This window comes from Polaromonas sp. P1_A2 (genome assembly GCF_056406895.1).
The window spans coordinates 224,381-241,124 of sequence record NZ_JBFTZI010000002.1 but is presented as its reverse complement, the minus strand read 5'-3'; the positions used below and the strand labels follow the sequence as shown (position 1 = coordinate 241,124).

Here is a 16,744-nt window from a genome sequence, read left to right as displayed (position 1 = left end):
TTATGCCGCGACAGGCGCCGCCAGTGCCGCGCCCAGTTCGGCCTGCAACACCGCGGCATCAAGCCCGGAGCCGATCAGCACCAGCCGCGATTGCCGCGCTTCGCCCTCACGCCAGGGGCGGTCAAAGTAGCTGTCGAAACGGCTGCCCACGCCCTGCACCACCAGGCGCATGGCCGAACCGGGCAAGGCCACAAAGCCCTTGGCGCGGTAAATTTCATGGCGCTCCACCACGCCGCGCAGCGCCGCCAGCAACGCATCGCGGCCGGGCACGTCCAGCGCCACCTGCACCGAGTCGAAGGCGTCATGGTCGTGGTCTTCCTCCTCGTCGTGGTGAGTCTTGCGCTGGTCGATGACGTCTTCCACCGCGCGCTCCAGGCCCAGCAGCACGCCGATGTCAATGCGGCCGTGCTGGGCCTGCACCAGCTTGACGCCGGGCGCGGTCTCGGCACGGATCGCGGTTTCCACACCGGCCAGTTGCTCGGCCGTCAAGCCGTCGGTCTTGTGCACCACCACCAGGTCGGCTGTGGCCAGCTGGTCTTCAAACAGCTCGTGCAGCGGCGACTCATGGTCCAGGTTGTCGTCGGCGCGGCGCTGGGCATCCACGGCCACCGGGTCGTCGGCAAAGTCGCCGGCGGCGACCGCGGGTGCGTCGACCACGGTCACCACCGCATCGACGGTAAAGGTGTTGCGCAGCGTGGGCCACTGGAAAGCCTGCACCAGCGGCTTGGGCAGGGCCAGGCCCGAGGTCTCGATGATCAGGTGGTCGATCTGGTCGCGGCGCGCGGCCAGTTTTTCCATGACCGGCGCGAACTCTTCCTGCACGGTGCAGCACAGGCAGCCGTTGGCCAGTTCATAGAGTTGGCCGTTTTCTTCGCCGTTCTCGTCGCAGCCTATGCCGCAGCCGCGCAGCAGTTCGCCGTCTATGCCGAGCTCGCCGAACTCGTTGACGATGACCGCGATGCGGCGGCCCTGCGCATTGGCCAGCAGATGCCGCAAGAGCGTGGTCTTGCCGCTGCCCAGAAAGCCGGTGACGATGGTGGCGGGGATTTTTCGGGTTTGCATGATGTGTCTCGGTTAAAAAATTGACAGGACGAATTAACGGGGCGGCAATGCGCTCAGGCACTCCACCAGCATTTGCGCGGCCTCGCCCAGGCGCGGGCCGGGGCGCGACAGCAGGTCCATGCGATCGGTGTCCAGCAGGCACAGCTGCTGCTGGCGCACCGCGGGCAGCGTGCTCCAGCCGGGGCGGTCCGACAGGTTGGACAGCGTGGCGCGCGGGCCGATGATGATGTCGGGCGGGCGGCGCAGCAACAACTCGGGGTTGATCCGGGGGAACAGGCCCAGATCGCCGCTCACGACGTTGACCAGGCCCAGCCTGGCGACGGTCTCGCCGATAAAACTCTTGTCGCTGGCGGCGGACGAGCCCGCCCCGACTTCCACATACACGCTGCGCCCGCGTAGGGCGGCGGGCATGCGGGCAGCCGCGGCGTCGAGTTCGGTTTCCATACGCGCCAGCAGTTCAGTGGCACGCGCCGGCTCGCCCAGCGTGTCGCCCAGCTTGAGCAGCATGCGCTTGAGATCGGCATGGGTGCGGGCATCAAACGTCATGACCGGCACGCCCAGGGCCTTAAGCCTTTCACCGGCGCGGCTGCGCGGGCCCAGCAGGACCATGTTGGGGCGAAGGGTCACGATGCGTTCAATCTGCGCGTCTTCCAGGCCGCCCACCTTGGGCAGCACCAGCACCGAATTGGGCCATGTCGAATGGCGGTCCGTGCCCACCAGCTGCGCGCAGTGGCCCAGCGCGCACACGGCCTCGGTCAGCGAGGGCGCCAGCGTGACGATGCGCGATACCGGCTGCGTGCCCTGCGCCACCGCGAAGCCGGAAAGCAGCCCCAGGGTTGCCAGGGCCGACACCGAAGGCAGCAGGCGCATGACCGAATGGGAAGCGGAAGAAAACAAGGCCTTAATCCTCTATACCGCGTTGGGCCGGCACGCCGGCTTTGAAGTGGTGTTTGATGAGCGTCATCTCGGTAACGGTATCCGCCAAATCCACCAACTCGGCCGGCGCATTGCGGCCGGTCAGCACCACGTGCACATGCGGCGGGCGCTCGCGCAGGCAGGTGAGCACGGCTTCCAGCGGAACCCAGCCGTAGCGTAGCGGGTACATGATTTCGTCCAGCACCACCATGAAGTGCTCGCCCGCGCGTATCGTGGCTTCGGCCCGGGCCCAGCCGTCCAGCGCCAGCTGGGCCGAATGCTCAAGGTCGCGGCTCTTCCAGCTGAAGCCGTCGCCCAGGCCTTCAATCGGGATGCCCAGTTGCTCAAACAGCCGGTGCTCGCCAAAACGCGCGCTGGGCACCTTCATGAACTGGTAGACCTTGACGGCCTTGCCGCGGCCGTGGGCGCGCAGGGCCAGGCCGAAGGCGGCCGTGCTTTTGCCCTTGCCGTGGCCGGTGTTGATGAGGACCAGGCCGCGGCGCTCGCCGGTGGGTTTTTCGTAGGGGGTGGCCGAAGGTGGGGTTTCAATTTGCATGGGAGCCCTCTTGGGAGGTTGGGTAACTTTGGGCAATGCGATCCACTGCCCTTGCAAGGGGTGGACGGCAATGCGCCCGTCGAAGACATCTTCCAGGGCCCGGTGGGTCGCCAGGTCGGCACAGGGACCCTGGTGGGTGACGCGGCCTCCGGCCATCACCACCAGGCTGTCAGCCTGCAGCGCCATGGTGATCTCGTGCAGCACGCTGACCACGGTCTTGCCCTCGGCCACCAGGGCCCGCACCACATCCAGCCAGTCGGCCTGGTGCGGCGGGTCCAGGTTGGCCAGCGGCTCGTCCATCAGCAGCACCTGGGCCTGCACCGCCAGGGCACGGGCCAGCAGCACGCGCTGGCGCTCGCCGCCCGACAGCTGGCCCAGGGCGCGCTGGCGCCAGTCCCAGGCGCGGGTGGCGCGCAAGGCCTGCTCCACCGCCGCACGGTCGGCCGCGCTGGGCGGCGCCAGCCAGGCCTGGTGCGGCAGCCGGCCCAGCATGGCCACGTCCCACACGGTCAAATCATCGGCCGAGGTTTCATTCTGGCCCAGCCAGGCCAGCTGGCGGGCGCGCTCGCGGTGCGGCAGCTGCTGCAGGGGCTGGCCCAGCAGCGCGACGCTGCCGCTGTGCGGCAGCACGCCGGCCAGGGCCTTGAGCAAGGTGGACTTGCCCGCGCCGTTGGGACCCACAATGCTGGTCCAGCGCGCCGCGGCGATGTCCAGGTCTATGCCGTGCAGCACCTGCTGCCGTTGCACGCCATGGCCCAGGCTGGCCGCGATGGACTGCGCGCCAAGGGCGATGGGAGTCGTCACCGTGCTCATGCCGCGCGCCCTCCGCCCAGGCTGCTGCTGCGGTGCATCAGCCACAGCAGGTAGCCGCCGCCCAGCACCGCGGTGAGCATGCCCACGGGCAGTTCCTGCGGCGCCATCAGCCCGCGCGCCAGCGTGTCGGCGGCCATCAGCAGCACGCCGCCCATCAGGCTGGACAGCAGCATCAGGTGGGCATGCGTGGTCTTGACCACGGAACGCACCAGGTGCGGCGCGGCCAGGCCGACAAAAGCGATCAGCCCGGTCTGCGCCACGGCGGTGCCCGTGGCCAGCGCCAGCACCGCGACCAGCGCCGCGCGCATGGGCGCCACCGGCAGGCCCAGGCTGATGGCCGTGGCATCGCCCAGGCTCAGGCCGTCGAGCACGCGCGCCAGCAGCCAGGCGGCCAGCACACACACGCCCCACACGCTGGCCATGAGGATGCAGGAGGTCCAGCCGACAAAAGCGGTCGAGCCCAGCATGAAGGCCTGCATGGCCTGCAGCGATTCGGGCGAAAACAGCAGCACCAGGTGTGTCATGGCGCCCAGCACCACGCCCACCACCACACCGGCCAGCAGCAGGCGCAGGGTATGGCCCACGCCGCGCGAGAGCACCAGCGTGAGCATCACCGCGAACACCGCGCCCAGGAAGGCCGCGCCGGTCAGGCCCAGGCGCACCCACAGGCTGCTGGAGAAGACGCTGACGGCCACGCCGCCGTTCATCATGCTTGCACCCGCCGATCCTCCCAACATGCCGGCGCCGCCGCCCAGGGCGGCCAAGGCCAGTGCCACACCGAGCGAGGCGCCCGAGGCGCTGCCCAGCAGGTAGGGATCGGCCAGCGGGTTGCGGAACAGGCCTTGCGCCACCGCACCGGCCAGGCCCAGCAAGGCGCCGGCAGCCCAGGCGCCCAGGGTGCGCGGCAAGCGGATCTGCCAGATGATTTGCTGCGCCATCGCGGTTTGCGGCGGATCCTGCGCGGGATTGAGCAGCGGCCCGATCAGGTTCTCCAGCCCGGCGCTGCCCACGCAGATGCCCAGCGCCACCAGGGCCAGCGCGCCCAGCACACCGGCCCAGACCAGCCACCACACGCGGGCCTGCATCATGGTTTGGCCCCCTTGGGTGCTTTATCGGCTAAACAGCGGGCCATCAGGCGCGCGCCCTCGGCCATGCGCGGGCCGGGGCGCACCAGCACATCGGCCTCTTCGGTCGGGAAGATGCAAATCCTTTGCTCACGCAGCGCGCGCATGCCTTGCCAGCCGGGCCGTGCCTGCAGGCCGTCGGCGCTGCGCTGGCCGACCATGATCAGGTCGGGATTGGCGCGGACTATGTATTCGGGGTTGAGTTTGGGAAAGGGCCCGAGCCTGGCCGGCACGATGTTTTTGACGCCCAGGCGCGCCAGCGTCTCGCCGATGAAAGACGACTCCCCCGCCGCATACGGGCCCTGGTTGACCTCGAAGTAGACCCGCGTGCCGCGCACGCTGGGCGGCAGCGACTGGGCCGCGGCCGAGACACCGGCATCGACCGCGCGCCAGATGCGCGCGGCATCGGGCACTTCGAGCAACTGGCCCAGCTTGAGCATCACGCGCTGCACGTCGGCATGGCTGCGGGGCTCCAGCGCCACCACCTTGAGGCCCAGGGCCCGCAGCCTGTCGCCCGCGCGCGAAGAGGTGGCCAGCAGCACCACATCGGGTTTGAGCGCGACGATCATCTCGATGTTGGGGTCCAGCCCGCCGCCGACCTGGGGCAGCTTTTGCACGCTGGCGGGGAAGTTGGAATAACGGTCCACCCCGACCAGGTTCTGGCAGCGGCCCAGCTCGCAGACGGTCTCGGTCAGCGAAGGCAGCAGGCTGACGATGCGCTGCGGCGCCCGGGGCAGCGTGATGGTCGCGCCGCGGTCGTCGGTCAGCTGCAGCGCGCGCGCGGGCGATGCCAGGGCAAGGCTGAGCAACAACAAAAGAAAGGCGATGCGTTTCACAAAATTCACAAAGGGGCTTTCAAGGTCAGCGGCAGACCGGCGGCCATCAGGGTCACACGCTCGCAGGCGGCTGCCACCTGCTGGTTCAGCAGGCCCAGCGCATCGACAAAGGCACGGGTTTCGCGGCCCAGGGGAATGACGCCCAGGCCGATTTCATTGCCGACCAGCACCAGTGGCCCGGGGGCGGAGGCGACGACCTTGACCAGCAGGGCCGCCTGCTCACGCGCGGCCTGGGCGGGGTCCTTGAGTTCCAGGCCCGGCGCGGGCATCAGCAGGTTGGTGAGCCACAGCGTCAGGCAATCGACAACGACCAGGGTATCGGCGGCGCTGTGCCGGGCAAGGGCGTGGGCCAGCTGAACCGGCTCTTCCACGGTCGCCATGCCGGGCAGACGCTCGGCGCGGTCCTGCTGGTGGCGGCGTATACGTTCGCGCATCTCTTCGTCCCAGGGCCTGGCGGTGGCGATAAAGACCGCACGGTGGCCGGGAGACTGCGCGAGCCACTGCCCAGCCAGCAATTCGGCCCGGCGCGACTTGCCGCTTTTCTGGCCGCCCAGGACCAGTTCGCTGCGGGCGATGTGCAATTCGCTCACGGCTTGAACGCTCCGGACTGGTCCGCATCCATCCACTGCAGGATGATCTGGTGCATCTTGGCCACGCCGTCGGTCAGCGCGGCCGGGCCGGGCTGCAGGATGTCGGGCGACTTGATTTCAAACAGCTGCTGGTGGCGCACGGCGTTCACGGCGCTCCAGCCCTCGCGCGCCACCACGTTCTCGGGCCGGAATTTCTTGCCGCACCAGGAGCCCAGGATGATGTCGGGGTTGCGGCGAACGATCTCGGCGCCATCCGCGATGATGCGGTTCTTGCCGAGAGACTGCGCCGCCAGTTCGGGGAAACAATCGTCGCCCCCGGCGATGCCCAGCAGCTCGGACACCCAGCGGATCGCGCTGATGTGCGGGCTGTCCCACTCTTCAAAAAACACCTTGGGGCGGCGCGCGCCGGCGGCCACCCTGGCCGCCACGGCCGCCTGCATGACGCGCAGGCCGTCCTGCATCTGCGCGATGCGCCGGGCGCCCTGCTCCGCTTCGCCCACCATGGCCGCGAGCTGGAACAGCATGGAAAAAATTTCGGCCACGCTGCGCTGGTTGAAGATGGTGACCTGCACGCCGCGTTTGACCAGGTCGGCCGCGATATCGGCCTGCAGGTCCGAAAAGCCCAGCACGCAGTCGGGCTGCAGCTCCATGATCTTGTCCAGCTTGGCGCTCAGGAAGGCGCTGACGCGCGGCTTCTCGTCGCGCGCGCGTTTGGGCCGCACGGTGTAGCCCGAGATGCCCACGATGCGCCGCTCCTGGCCCAGCAGGTAGAGCCACTCGGTGGTCTCCTCGGTCAGGCAGACGATGCGCTGCGGGCCGGGGTTGAAATGCAGCAGGTCGGCGCTCATGCGGGCACTCCGGCAGGCGCGGTAAACAGTTCCACCACGGCTTCGGGGCAAGAGGGAAACCAGGCGTGGAAATAACTGGCGCGCACCGCGCCATGCTGCCACACGGCCTCGCCCGCGTCGGGCGCCGGGGTAGTGCCGGGCCGCGAGGTACGGCCCACGGGCTGCAAAGGCGTGGCCGTGGTCGAGTAATGGAAGGTATGGCCGCGCAAGGTGCCGCCGGCCAGTTGCAGCTGCTGCGGGCCCAGGCCGGCCAGCAGCTTTTGCATGCTCACCTCACCGGCCAGCACGCCCCACTGCGCATGGCGCCGGCCGTCCAGCGTGACCAGGGTGTCAAACAGCGCCATCATGCCGCCGCACTCGGCCCAGACGGGCTTGCCCGCAGCGACGTGCGCGACCAGGCTGTCCCGCAGCGCGGTGTTGGCGGCAATCGTCTCCGCATGCAGCTCGGGGTAGCCGCCGGGAAGCCACAGCGCGTCGCAGGCGGGCAGCGCCGCGTCGGCCAGCGGCGAGAAAAACACCAGCTCGGCGCCCAGCGCGCGCAGGGTGTCGAGGTTGGCGGCGTAGATAAAACAAAAGGCGGCGTCGCGCGCGACGGCAATCGTCTTGCCGCTCAGCGCCAGATTTATGGGCGCAGGGGTCTCGGGGGCCGCGAAGTCCACCGCCCAGCGCTGCAAATCCTCCAGCGTCATCCGGCCCAGCGGCGTGTCGGCCAGCGCGTCGGCCGCGGCATCCAGGCGCTCCATGGCATCCGTCACCTCGGCGGCCACGGTCAGGCCCAGGTGGCGCTTGGGCAGGCTCATGGCGGCATCGCGCAGCACCGCGCCCAGCCACTGCTCGGGCGCCACGCTGGCCTGCAGCATGGCCGCATGGCGCGCATTGGCCACGCGGTTGGCCAGCACCCCGGCCCAGGGCATGTGGGGGCGGTAGTGCTGCAGGCCGAAGGCCAGCGCGCCAAAGGTCGCCACCATGCCGGAGGCATCCACCACCGCCAGCACCGGCAGGCCGAAGCGCTGCGCCAGGTCSGCCGCGCTGGGCTCGCCGTCAAAGAGGCCCATCACGCCTTCCACAATGATCAGGTCCACCTCCTGCGCGGCCTCATGCAGGCGCGCCCGGCAATCGGCCTCGCCGGTCATCCACAGGTCCATCTGGTACACCGGCGCGCCGCTGGCCAGGGCGTGCCAGCACGGGTCCAGGAAATCCGGCCCGCACTTGAAGACCCGCACGCGCCGCCCCTGGCGCGTATGCAGCCGTGCCAGCGCGCAGGCCACCGTCGTCTTGCCCTGGCCGGAGGCCGGGGCGGCAACGAGGATGGCGGGACAGCGGACGGTTTGTGGCATGGATGGAGGGATAAAGGTTTAGCGGGGTGCCCAGGTCACACCGACGTAGAGATTACGCCGGGCGGTGGCATAGGTGTTGGCGGTCTGGTAAATCTTGTCGGTCAGATTCTCCAGCTTGGCCACCAGTTTCCAGTCGGGGGACAGCGCCGTCGTAGCGCTGAGGTTCATGACCGAGTAGCCGGGCAGCACCACGTTGCTGGTCTCGCTGTCGAAGGCGTGCGAGGCCATCACCAGGTCGGTCGCCAGCTGCCAGCCGCCCAGCGGCATTTCGGCGCCCAGCGTGCCGTACTGGCGCGAGCGGCGCTGCAGGGTGCGGTTGGTGATCCGGTTCTTGGGATTCTGCAAATCGAGTGAGCCGTGGATGCGGACATTGCCGACGGTCTCGGCCGCCGTGAGCGTCAGCCCGGTGTACTGGGCCTGCGCGGTATTGGCATAGCAGCCGCGGTTGGCCAGCACCGTCGGCGGCCCGCCGTTCACGCAAGGGCCGTTGCCCGTGACAAAGCTCAGCAGGTTGGTCAGGCGGTTGCGGTACACCGTGATGCCGTACTGCGATGTGCCCTGGCTGTATTTGAGCGCTGCCTCCACGCTGCGGCCGGACTCGGGCTTGAGGGTCGAGGTGCCGTAAATGCTGAAGCGCTGGTACAGCGTGGGGACGCGGAAAGACGTCCCCGCGGAGGCGGACACCTTCCACTGCGGCGTGAGCGCGAAGGCATAGGCCGCGGAGCCGGTGGTCTTGCCGCCGAATTCGCTGTCCCTGTCGTGGCGGGCGTTGAGCTGCACGGTGTGCGCGCCGCCGCTCCAGCCGTAGCCCAGGCTCACGCCGTCCAGGGAACGGTTCTTGTTGAGCACACTCGCGCCCCCCGGTATGACCGCGGAGCCGACCAGGCGGAACACGTCCCGACGGCTTTCCAGCGCGGCACTCAGCAGGTGGGCGCCCAGGCGGTATTCGTTCTGGAACAGCAGCGTGCTGATGGTGCTCTTGTCGTAGGAAATCTGGGGCGTCGAGCCGTTCAGGCCCTCTTCGCCGGAGTCGGTGCCCTGGGTCAGGGCCAGCTTGGTGCTGTAGCGGTCGGACCATTTGGCCTCCCACTGCAGGCCCAGGGTCTGCAGGTCGGCGATGCGGCGGTAGTCGCGGGTGGGGCCGCCGTCGTACTGGGAGTCCGTGTGGCTTTGCATCAGGTTGGCTTCAATGCGGTGGTCGGTATTGACTTGCAAACCCAGCTTGGCGTTGGCGCCCAGGCTTTTGTAGCCATCGGCATCGGGGTTCTGGCCGGCGATGGTCCGCGCGTTGAAGCCGTCGCTCTGGCCCTGGCTCAGGCCCAGCGCGTAGTCGAAAGCGCCCGCCGAGCCGCTGGCGGCAAGCTCGACCCGGCTAGTGTTGTAGGAGCCGTAGCCCACCGACACGGAGGGCGAGAAAGGGCCTTCGCCCCGCTTGGTGAAGATCTGGATCACGCCGGCCACGGCGTCCGAGCCATAGATGGCGCTGCTGGGGCCGCGCAAGACCTCGATGCGGTCGATCAGCGACAGCGGAATGTTGCTCCAGGAGGCGCCGCCGGCCGTCGCCTGCGACTCCACCCGCACGCCGTCGATGAAGACGGGGGTGTGGCGGCTTTCCCCGCCGCGCACAAACACACTGGTGTTCGCGCCAGTGCCGCCGTTGCGGGTGATCTGTATGCCCGGCACACGCACCAGGATGTCGGCCAGCCCGACCGGGCCGGCGCGTTCAATGGTTTCGCGGTCTATGACGGTGACGTCGGCAACGACGTCGCCGATGGGCTGGGCGCTGCGCGTGGCGCTCACCACCATTTCCTTGAGCTGCGGCGCAACAACGGTTTGCGCGGCTGGGGTGGTCTGCGACAGGGCGGGAGAAGCCGCCAGAAAAGCCAGAGAGGCCAGCGGGAATGCGGCGGCCAGCGCCGTCGGGAGCACGGCCAGGCGTGCGTGGGGAGCAATTTTCATGAATCAACAGTCAGCAATGGGCCCTCACCGGCTTCCCCGCCGGTGTGTGAGCGTTACAAACACCCAGTCCAGGGACTGGACGTGCGCGTTCACCTTGTTGGCCGGTATCCGGGCTGACGGAACCGCCTCCATCGCCTTCCCAAACGCTTGTTCAAGGCGCTCAGTGGCTGATGATGAAAGCTGAATGCGCCCTGGCCGTGAGGCCGGGAAAGCGCATTCGTCCGTTTTACCGTTGCGGGGGCAGCGCAGGTTGAAGGTCTGGGCGCCGGCCTTCGGGCTTGACCCGGTATGCCTGGCTTTGACGCTCTCCTGCTTCCCGTTGAACTGCAGCATGTGAACCACACTGCGGGCACCAACAGGGGCGATTCTACGCGGCCCTTCCCCAGTTCAGGCCGCAAACCCTACAATCGGGCTTGCCATGGCGAACCAAACCCAAATCGACCAGATCACCGAACGCGTCGAGCGCCTGTTGCTGCGCTACGAGGAATTGCAGCGCACCAACGAGCTGCTGGCCGAACAGGTCGGCCTGCTGACGCAGGAGCGCGACTCCCTCAAGTCGCGCCTGGGCGCGGCCCGCGCCCGTGTCGATGCCCTGCTCGAACGCCTGCCCGAAAGCAGCGGCCACGGCCATAAAACCACCGCGGGAAGCGAGTCATGAAGCAGCTCGAAGTACAGATCATGGGCCAAAGCTATTTGCTGGGCTGCCCCGAAAACGGCGACGCCCGCATGCTGGACGCGGTCAACCGCGTCGACATGGCCATGTGCCGGATCCGCGACGCCGGAAAAATCAAGGCGCGCGACCGCATCGCCGTGCTGGCGGCGCTGAACCTGGCCTTCGAGCTTCCCGAGCGCACGCCGGGCGCCGCTCCCGTGCCGGCGGCAGCGCCGGCCGCTGCCGGTAATGCCGAGAGCCCGCAGCTCGCGGCCCTGCTGCAGCGTCTGGACACCGCCCTGGGCATAGACGGCCGCCTGCTTTGAAGCCGGCAGCGGTGCTTGCCCCCGCATCCCGCCGCGGATCTCTTCACATCGCCCCGCGCGAGGCCGCGAAGGCCTACAATGAAGACGTCTGCGATGCGTATTGGGCTTTATATTTCCTTGAACCAATGCTCTACGAGCACGGGCTTGGTAAATTGTCCGGCAGGTGTGATCGTCTCGCGTCAGACGAACCCGAAACCCGACTGCCCTCGCCCACCTGAACCCCGGTTCAGGATGACGGTCCAGTGGCACTCGCAGACACCTTATTCCCGCCATCGCCTTGCGCCCTCCGTCCCCCCTCCAACCCCACCGTGTGCCGCAGCGCTTCCCGCGAAGCGCGGCAGGCCCGCGGCCACATGCCTGACGCCCCATGATGCTTGAACCCCTCCTGATTGTTGAACTGGCCTTGCTGGGCGTGGGCACCGGGTTTCTCGCCGGACTGCTGGGCATAGGCGGGGGCATGCTGATGGTGCCCTTCATCACCATCATCATGTCCAACCGCGGCGTGGCGCCGGACCTGGCCGTCAAGATGGCGATCGCCACCTCGATGGCCACCATCATCTTCACCTCGATCTCCAGCGTGCGCGCGCACCACAAGCGCGGCGCGGTGCGCTGGGACATCGTCAAGCGGCTGGCGCCCGGCATCGTGATCGGCAGCATCATCGGCAGCCTGGGCGTGTTCGCGCTGCTCAAGGGCTCCTACCTGGCGATCTTCTTCGGCCTGTTCGTGAGTTTCTCCGCCACGCAGATGTTCCTGGACAAAAAACCCAAACCGACGCGGCAGATGCCGGGCACGGCGGGCCAGTTCGCGGCCGGCGGCTTTATCGGCTTTCTGTCGGGCCTGGTCGGCGCGGGCGGCGGCTTCATCAGCGTACCCTTCATGACCTGGTGCAACGTGGCCATCCACAGCGCGGTGGCCACCTCGGCGGCGCTGGGCTTTCCGATCGCCGTGGCCAATGTGCTGGGTTATGTGATCAGCGGCCAGAGCGTGCAGGACCTGCCGGCCAACTCTTTCGGCTACATCTGGCTGCCGGCGCTGCTGGTGATCGCCGTGTGCAGCTTCCTCACGGCACCGCTGGGCGCCAAGGCCGCGCACAACCTGCCCGTGGGCAAGCTCAAGCGGGTGTTTGCGAGCATCCTCTACGTCCTGGCGGCCTACATGCTCTACAAAGGCATAAGGGGTTAGCCCCCACGCTTTTCACTTCGCCTTCGGCTCCGTGTAATGCGCTGCCCCCCGAGGGGGCGCTGCGCCTGCGGCCCGGCAAAGCCGGTTCCGCGGCCCTGGCTGGTATGGGTGGCGGCTTGGCCGATGGGCCTATTTCCCCGTAACCTTCTTGATCACGGGCTTGATGTCTTCACGCCGCGCCGGCAGCACGACGGCGTTTTCGCGCGGGGCATTGAGCACGATGGACGTTGAGGTCTCGGTGAGGATGCAGAACTTGGTCACCACCGCGTCCAGGTGGGCGACGTCGATCACCGCGATTTCCAGCACCCAGCTGTCCTCGCCGGTGACGTTGTAGGCATTGATGACCTCGGGCGTCTGCTCGATCAGCTTGACCACGCGGGCGTATTCGACCCGCCCCACGCGGGCGATGGCGCGTATGCCGTAACCCAGGCGGGCCAGGTCGACCTCGGCCCGGTAGCCCTTGATCACGCCGCCGAGCTCGAGCTTGCGCACGCGCTCGGTCACCGCCGGCTGGCTCAGGTGCACGCGGCGGCCCAGCTCGGCCATGGTGATGCGCGCATCGCGCTGCAGCTCGCCGAGGATGCGGCTGTCGTAGTGGTCCCATTCGGTGGTTTCGGTCATAGTGGGTTTCAAGCTTTAAATTCAAAGGCCGCTTGCGGTTTTGCCGTTAATTTTGCATGGCCCGGGCGCGCAGGGCAACCTAACATCCCGGCATGACTTCCACCACCCTCTCCTCCCCCGCCGCCGGCAAGGCGCCGGCGCTGCTGATCCCTGCCCTGCTCGCCTGCTACCTGGTCTGGGGCTCGACCTACCTGGCGATACGCTTCGCGCTGCTCAGCTTTCCGCCGTTTTTCCAGATGGGCACACGCTTCCTGGCGGCCGGTGTGCTGCTGATGGCCTGGGTGCTGGCGCGCGGCCACAAGCTGCCCAGCCGGCGCGAATGGGTCCACGCGGCCGTCATCGGCACGCTGATGCTGGGCGGCGGCATGGGGCTGACGGCCTCGGCCGAGGTCCACATCGGCTCCGGCCTGATCGCCACCTTCATCGCCATCGTGCCCATGCTGGTGTCGGCCTGGGGCCTGCTGCTGGGCCAGCGGCCCAGCCGGCTGGAGTTCATCGGCATGGCGGTGGGCTTGGCCGGCGTGCTGATGCTGGTGCGGGGCGCGAGTTTCGGTGCGGCGCCGGTGGGCCTGGCCTGCATCGCGGGGGCCACGCTGCTGTGGTCGCTGGGCTCGGTGCTGTCCGCCACGCGCCTGCCGCTGGCCTCCGGTCCCGCGGGTTTTGCCAGCGAAATGTTGTGCGGCGGCGCGGTGTTGATGCTGATTTCTCTTGCACTGGGTGAGCACCGCGAGGCCGCCGCGAACTGGCCGGCGCAGCCCGAGGCGCTGCTCGCCTGGCTCTACCTCGTGGTGTTCGGCTCGCTGATCGCCTTCAGCGCCTACCTGTATTTGCTGGCCAATGCCTCCCCCGCGGTGGCCACCAGCTACGCCTTTGTGAACCCCTTGATCGCGATTTTCCTGGGTGCTTTTTTCGCCGGAGAGCGGGTCACAGGGGGCGAATGGGCCGCCTGCGGCGTGATTCTCATGGGCGTTTTCCTGATTTTCAGAGGTAAATCTGCAACATCCAGGCGCAAATAAAGTGGTTTTTCGCTAGGAAACTGCGTTTTTCTCCAGTAGCATCCGCATTGCCACAAGGAAGTAGTTATCCGGGTGGTGATTTATCAACTTCTAGAAGGAAAATCAATCATGGCAACTGCAAAAAAAGCTCCGGCTAAAAAAGCGCCTGCTAAAAAGGCTGCTCCGGCAAAGAAAGTAGCTGCGAAGAAAGCAGCTCCAGCGAAGAAGGCTCCTGCGAAAAAGGCAGCGCCCGCGAAAAAGGTAGCCGCGAAGAAAGCAGCTCCCGCCAAGAAGGTTGCGGCCAAAAAGCCAGCAGCGAAAAAAGCGCCCGCCAAAAAGCGCACGCCCAATGCAGCGTTCATGAAAGCGCTGACCTTGAGCCCCGCACTGGCAGCCGTGGTGGGCGACAAGCCTCTGCCACGCACCGAGATTGTCAGCAAGCTGTGGGTTTACATCAAATCCAAGGGCCTGCAGGACAAGATCAACAAGCGCATGATCAACGCCGACGAAAAACTGCGCGCCGTTTTCGGCAAGGCGCAAGTGTCGATGTTCGAGATGGCTGGCCTGATCGGCAAGCACGTCAAGTAATCGGCTTTTGCCGATTTCGAAAAGGCCGGTTTCACCGGCCTTTTTTTGTGCCCGCTTCTTCCTGCATCAAGGCGCGGCACATGCCCTCTGGCACGCATCCTGCATTACTCTTTTCGCCTTCCAGGCAGGCTTCATTAGCGCCGCAAGCGCCACTGTAGGCATGCTGATGCCATAGGGTTACTCGGTAGCCCGCCGGCGGCGGCAGTGCCGAAAAATGAAGCTAATGTTGCTAAGATAAAAAATTCCCCGCGGCACTGCCCCGGGCCTGACTAGACAAGACAAGATTCCCCATGTTGATGCCACTGCATTTGAAGACCGGGGCGGCGGATATTTCCGCGCGCCCCACCTGTCGCCTTCGCGACGCAAATTTCCCTGCATGCGTTGCACGCTGCTTTAGCATCCCGCGTTTTTCCATCTCGCGATAATGCTGCGCTTCATCTTTACCCGTCTGAGCCTGATCATTCCCACCTTCCTGGGGATGACACTGCTGGCTTTTTTCCTGATCCGCATGGTGCCGGGAGACCCGATTGAAACCATGGCGGGCGAACGCGGCATCGATCCGGTGCGCCATGCCCAGCTGCTCAAGGAATACGGCCTGGACCAGCCCGTTATGGTGCAGTACGGCATTTACATCGGCCGCGTGCTCAAGGGCGACCTCGGCAAATCGCTGATCACGCAGGAGCCCGTGCTGCGCGAGTTCCTCACGCTGTTTCCGGCCACCATCGAGCTGGCCCTGTGCGCCATCCTGTTCGCGCTGCTGATCGGCATACCGGCCGGCATCCTGGCGGCGGTCAAGCGAAACTCCATACTCGACCACGGCGTCATGGGGGTGTCCCTCACGGGCTACTCCATGCCGATTTTCTGGTGGGGCCTGCTGCTGATCCTGCTGTTCTCGGTGCAACTGGGCTGGACGCCGGTTTCGGGCCGGCTGTCGGTGCAGTACTTCATCGAGCCCACCACCGGCTTTTTGCTGATCGACTCGCTGCTCTCGGACGACAAGGGCGCGTTCTGGTCGGCGGCCTCGCACCTGATATTGCCCATGATCGTGCTGGGCACCAACCCGCTGGCGGTGATCGCGCGCATGACGCGCTCGGCCATGCTGGAGGTGCTGGGGGAGGACTACATCCGTACCGCGCGCGCCAAGGGGCTGTCCAACCTGCGAGTGGTGGCCCTGCATGCGCTGCGCAACGCGCTGATCCCGGTGGTCACCGTGATCGGCCTGCAGGTCGGCGTGCTGTTCACCGGCGCCATCCTGACCGAAACCATTTTTTCCTGGCCGGGCGTCGGCAAGTGGCTGATCGAAGCCATCAGCCGCCGCGACTACCCCGTGCTGCAGGGCGGCATCCTGCTGCTGGGCGCCATCGTCATGGCCGTCAACCTGCTGGTGGACATCACCTACGGCATCATTAACCCACGCATCAGGCACCAGCGATGAGCACGGCCACCTTGAAACCCGCTACCGCGCCCGCGCCGCCGCATCCGCTGCGCGAATTCTGGAACTACTTCAGCGCCAACAACGGCGCCGTGATCGGCCTGGCCATCGTCGTCGGCGTGCTGCTGGTCGCGCTGTTCGCGCCGCTGCTGGCGCCGCACGCGCCCAACATCACCGACAACTCGGTGTTCCTCAAGCCGCCGGCCTGGCAGGCGGGCGGCTCCTGGACCTACCCCCTGGGCACCGACGCCATAGGCCGCGACATCCTCTCGCGCCTGATGTACGGCGCCCGCCTCTCGCTGGTCATAGGCCTGGCCGTGGTGGCGCTGTCGGTCATCGTCGGCACGGTGCTGGGCCTGCTCGCGGGTTTTTTCCGCGGCATCTTCGAGATCGCGGTGATGCGCCTGATGGACATCATCCTGACCCTGCCCAGCCTGCTGCTGGCCATCGTGATCGTCGCCATCCTCGGCCCCGGCCTGATGAACGCCATGCTGGCCGTGGCCATCGTGGTGCTGCCGCACTACGTGCGCATCACGCGCGCCGCGGTGATCGCCGAGACCTCGCGCGACTACGTGACCGCCGCGCGCATGAGCGGTGCCAGCCGCATCCGCCTGATGTTCAGCGAAATCCTGCCCAACTGCACGGCGCCGCTGATCGTGCAGGCCTCGCTGGGCGTGTCCACCGCCATCCTGGACGCGGCCGCCCTGGGCTTCCTGGGCCTGGGCGCGCAGCCGCCCTCCCCCGAATGGGGCACCATGCTGGCCGATGCCCGCGAATTCGTGCTGCGCGCCTGGTGGGTTGTCACCTTCCCCGGCCTCGCAATTTTGATCACTGTGCTGGCCTTCAATTTGCTGGGCGACGGACTGCGCGACGCGTTCGACCCCAAGCTGAAGCGCTGAAAGATTTC

The 16,744-nt window shown here is 67.1% G+C and carries 17 protein-coding genes, 1 pseudogene and 1 riboswitch; of the genes and pseudogenes, 7 read left to right on the top strand and 11 right to left on the bottom strand.

Going from position 1 to position 16,744, the window contains the following annotated elements; translation table 11 throughout:
* The 10 genes and pseudogenes from cobW to AC1D09_RS08090 all read right to left on the bottom strand — a co-directional run bounded on the left by cobW (position 1) and on the right by AC1D09_RS08090 (position 10,040).
* Positions 1 to 1,062: a cobalamin biosynthesis protein CobW gene (gene cobW / locus AC1D09_RS08135; protein ID WP_477663180.1), complete on the bottom strand. Its 1,062-nt coding sequence runs from the start codon at positions 1,060 to 1,062 to the stop codon at positions 1 to 3.
* A 33-nt stretch (positions 1,063 to 1,095) separates the two neighbouring features.
* Positions 1,096 to 1,959 (bottom strand): ABC transporter substrate-binding protein, encoded by an 864-nt coding sequence (locus tag AC1D09_RS08130; protein ID WP_477663181.1) that lies wholly within the window; start codon positions 1,957 to 1,959, stop codon positions 1,096 to 1,098.
* Between the two features lie 4 nt (positions 1,960 to 1,963).
* The gene (gene cobO / locus AC1D09_RS08125) at positions 1,964 to 2,533 is read right to left on the bottom strand and encodes a cob(I)yrinic acid a,c-diamide adenosyltransferase (protein ID WP_477663210.1); all 570 of its coding nucleotides are present in this window, start codon (positions 2,531 to 2,533) and stop codon (positions 1,964 to 1,966) included.
* Positions 2,534 to 2,560: 27 nt separating this feature from the next.
* Positions 2,561 to 3,346, bottom strand: a pseudogene (locus AC1D09_RS08120) (ABC transporter ATP-binding protein); the annotation flags it as partial.
* A complete protein-coding gene (locus tag AC1D09_RS08115; RefSeq protein WP_477663182.1) occupies positions 3,343 to 4,434 on the bottom strand; it encodes a FecCD family ABC transporter permease in 1,092 nt (363 codons plus the stop codon). The gene AC1D09_RS08115 and the pseudogene AC1D09_RS08120, both read right to left, overlap by 4 nt.
* Positions 4,431 to 5,306, bottom strand: a complete 876-nt coding sequence (locus AC1D09_RS08110) for an ABC transporter substrate-binding protein (RefSeq protein WP_477663211.1) — start codon at positions 5,304 to 5,306, stop codon at positions 4,431 to 4,433. Before AC1D09_RS08110 ends, AC1D09_RS08115 begins: the two co-directional genes overlap by 4 nt.
* A 5-nt stretch (positions 5,307 to 5,311) precedes the next feature.
* Entirely contained in the window at positions 5,312 to 5,887 is a 576-nt protein-coding gene (cobU, locus tag AC1D09_RS08105) for a bifunctional adenosylcobinamide kinase/adenosylcobinamide-phosphate guanylyltransferase (RefSeq protein ID WP_477663212.1), read from the bottom strand.
* Positions 5,888 to 5,892: 5 nt separating this feature from the next.
* Positions 5,893 to 6,744: an ABC transporter substrate-binding protein gene (locus tag AC1D09_RS08100; protein WP_477663183.1), complete on the bottom strand. Its 852-nt coding sequence runs from the start codon at positions 6,742 to 6,744 to the stop codon at positions 5,893 to 5,895.
* Positions 6,741 to 8,081: a cobyrinate a,c-diamide synthase gene (locus AC1D09_RS08095; RefSeq protein ID WP_477663184.1), complete on the bottom strand. Its 1,341-nt coding sequence runs from the start codon at positions 8,079 to 8,081 to the stop codon at positions 6,741 to 6,743. Before AC1D09_RS08095 ends, AC1D09_RS08100 begins: the two co-directional genes overlap by 4 nt.
* An 18-nt stretch (positions 8,082 to 8,099) precedes the next feature.
* On the bottom strand, positions 8,100 to 10,040 hold the full coding sequence (locus tag AC1D09_RS08090) for a TonB-dependent receptor domain-containing protein (RefSeq protein ID WP_477663185.1): 1,941 nt from the start codon (positions 10,038 to 10,040) through the stop codon (positions 8,100 to 8,102).
* Between the two features lie 83 nt (positions 10,041 to 10,123).
* Positions 10,124 to 10,412: riboswitch (cobalamin riboswitch) on the bottom strand.
* A 46-nt stretch (positions 10,413 to 10,458) separates the two neighbouring features.
* Between AC1D09_RS08090 and AC1D09_RS08085 the strand changes: the two genes are divergently transcribed.
* The 3 genes from AC1D09_RS08085 (at position 10,459) to AC1D09_RS08075 (ending at position 12,201) form a co-directional block, all read left to right on the top strand.
* Positions 10,459 to 10,698, top strand: coding sequence for a DUF904 domain-containing protein (locus AC1D09_RS08085; RefSeq protein WP_074575200.1), 240 nt, complete (start codon positions 10,459 to 10,461; stop codon positions 10,696 to 10,698).
* Entirely contained in the window at positions 10,695 to 11,018 is a 324-nt protein-coding gene (locus tag AC1D09_RS08080) for a cell division protein ZapA (RefSeq protein WP_477663186.1), read from the top strand. Before AC1D09_RS08085 ends, AC1D09_RS08080 begins: the two co-directional genes overlap by 4 nt.
* Before the next feature lie 367 nt (positions 11,019 to 11,385).
* Positions 11,386 to 12,201 (top strand): sulfite exporter TauE/SafE family protein, encoded by an 816-nt coding sequence (locus tag AC1D09_RS08075; RefSeq protein WP_007872126.1) that lies wholly within the window; start codon positions 11,386 to 11,388, stop codon positions 12,199 to 12,201.
* Between the two features lie 129 nt (positions 12,202 to 12,330).
* Here AC1D09_RS08075 and AC1D09_RS08070 read toward each other — a convergent pair whose 3' ends face one another.
* Entirely contained in the window at positions 12,331 to 12,822 is a 492-nt protein-coding gene (locus AC1D09_RS08070) for an Lrp/AsnC family transcriptional regulator (RefSeq protein ID WP_007873193.1), read from the bottom strand.
* A 92-nt stretch (positions 12,823 to 12,914) separates the two neighbouring features.
* On the opposite strand from AC1D09_RS08070, the gene yedA reads away from it, so the two are divergent.
* The 4 genes from yedA to AC1D09_RS08050 all read left to right on the top strand — a co-directional run bounded on the left by yedA (position 12,915) and on the right by AC1D09_RS08050 (position 16,736).
* Positions 12,915 to 13,838, top strand: coding sequence for a drug/metabolite exporter YedA (gene yedA, locus AC1D09_RS08065; RefSeq protein ID WP_477663187.1), 924 nt, complete (start codon positions 12,915 to 12,917; stop codon positions 13,836 to 13,838).
* 108 nt (positions 13,839 to 13,946) lie between these two features.
* Positions 13,947 to 14,405 (top strand): SWIB/MDM2 domain-containing protein, encoded by a 459-nt coding sequence (locus AC1D09_RS08060; RefSeq protein WP_036840065.1) that lies wholly within the window; start codon positions 13,947 to 13,949, stop codon positions 14,403 to 14,405.
* A gap of 424 nt (positions 14,406 to 14,829) precedes the next feature.
* Positions 14,830 to 15,840 (top strand): ABC transporter permease subunit, encoded by a 1,011-nt coding sequence (locus AC1D09_RS08055; RefSeq protein WP_477663188.1) that lies wholly within the window; start codon positions 14,830 to 14,832, stop codon positions 15,838 to 15,840.
* Positions 15,837 to 16,736, top strand: a complete 900-nt coding sequence (locus AC1D09_RS08050; RefSeq protein WP_007873180.1) for an ABC transporter permease subunit — start codon at positions 15,837 to 15,839, stop codon at positions 16,734 to 16,736. The genes AC1D09_RS08055 and AC1D09_RS08050 overlap by 4 nt, the downstream gene beginning before the upstream one ends.
* The last annotated feature ends 8 nt before the right edge of the window (positions 16,737 to 16,744 follow it).

Coding starts and splice junctions, on each gene's coding strand:
- cobW (WP_477663180.1), bottom strand. CDS start 1,062: ATGCAAACCCGAAAAATCCCCGCCACCATCGTCACCGGCTTTCTGGGC.
- cobO (WP_477663210.1), bottom strand. CDS start 2,533: ATGCAAATTGAAACCCCACCTTCGGCCACCCCCTACGAAAAACCCACC.
- AC1D09_RS08115 (WP_477663182.1), bottom strand. CDS start 4,434: ATGATGCAGGCCCGCGTGTGGTGGCTGGTCTGGGCCGGTGTGCTGGGC.
- AC1D09_RS08100 (WP_477663183.1), bottom strand. CDS start 6,744: ATGAGCGCCGACCTGCTGCATTTCAACCCCGGCCCGCAGCGCATCGTC.
- AC1D09_RS08090 (WP_477663185.1), bottom strand. CDS start 10,040: ATGAAAATTGCTCCCCACGCACGCCTGGCCGTGCTCCCGACGGCGCTG.
- AC1D09_RS08085 (WP_074575200.1), top strand. CDS start 10,459: ATGGCGAACCAAACCCAAATCGACCAGATCACCGAACGCGTCGAGCGC.
- AC1D09_RS08080 (WP_477663186.1), top strand. CDS start 10,695: ATGAAGCAGCTCGAAGTACAGATCATGGGCCAAAGCTATTTGCTGGGC.
- AC1D09_RS08075 (WP_007872126.1), top strand. CDS start 11,386: ATGATGCTTGAACCCCTCCTGATTGTTGAACTGGCCTTGCTGGGCGTG.
- AC1D09_RS08070 (WP_007873193.1), bottom strand. CDS start 12,822: ATGACCGAAACCACCGAATGGGACCACTACGACAGCCGCATCCTCGGC.
- yedA (WP_477663187.1), top strand. CDS start 12,915: ATGACTTCCACCACCCTCTCCTCCCCCGCCGCCGGCAAGGCGCCGGCG.
- AC1D09_RS08060 (WP_036840065.1), top strand. CDS start 13,947: ATGGCAACTGCAAAAAAAGCTCCGGCTAAAAAAGCGCCTGCTAAAAAG.
- AC1D09_RS08055 (WP_477663188.1), top strand. CDS start 14,830: ATGCTGCGCTTCATCTTTACCCGTCTGAGCCTGATCATTCCCACCTTC.
- AC1D09_RS08050 (WP_007873180.1), top strand. CDS start 15,837: ATGAGCACGGCCACCTTGAAACCCGCTACCGCGCCCGCGCCGCCGCAT.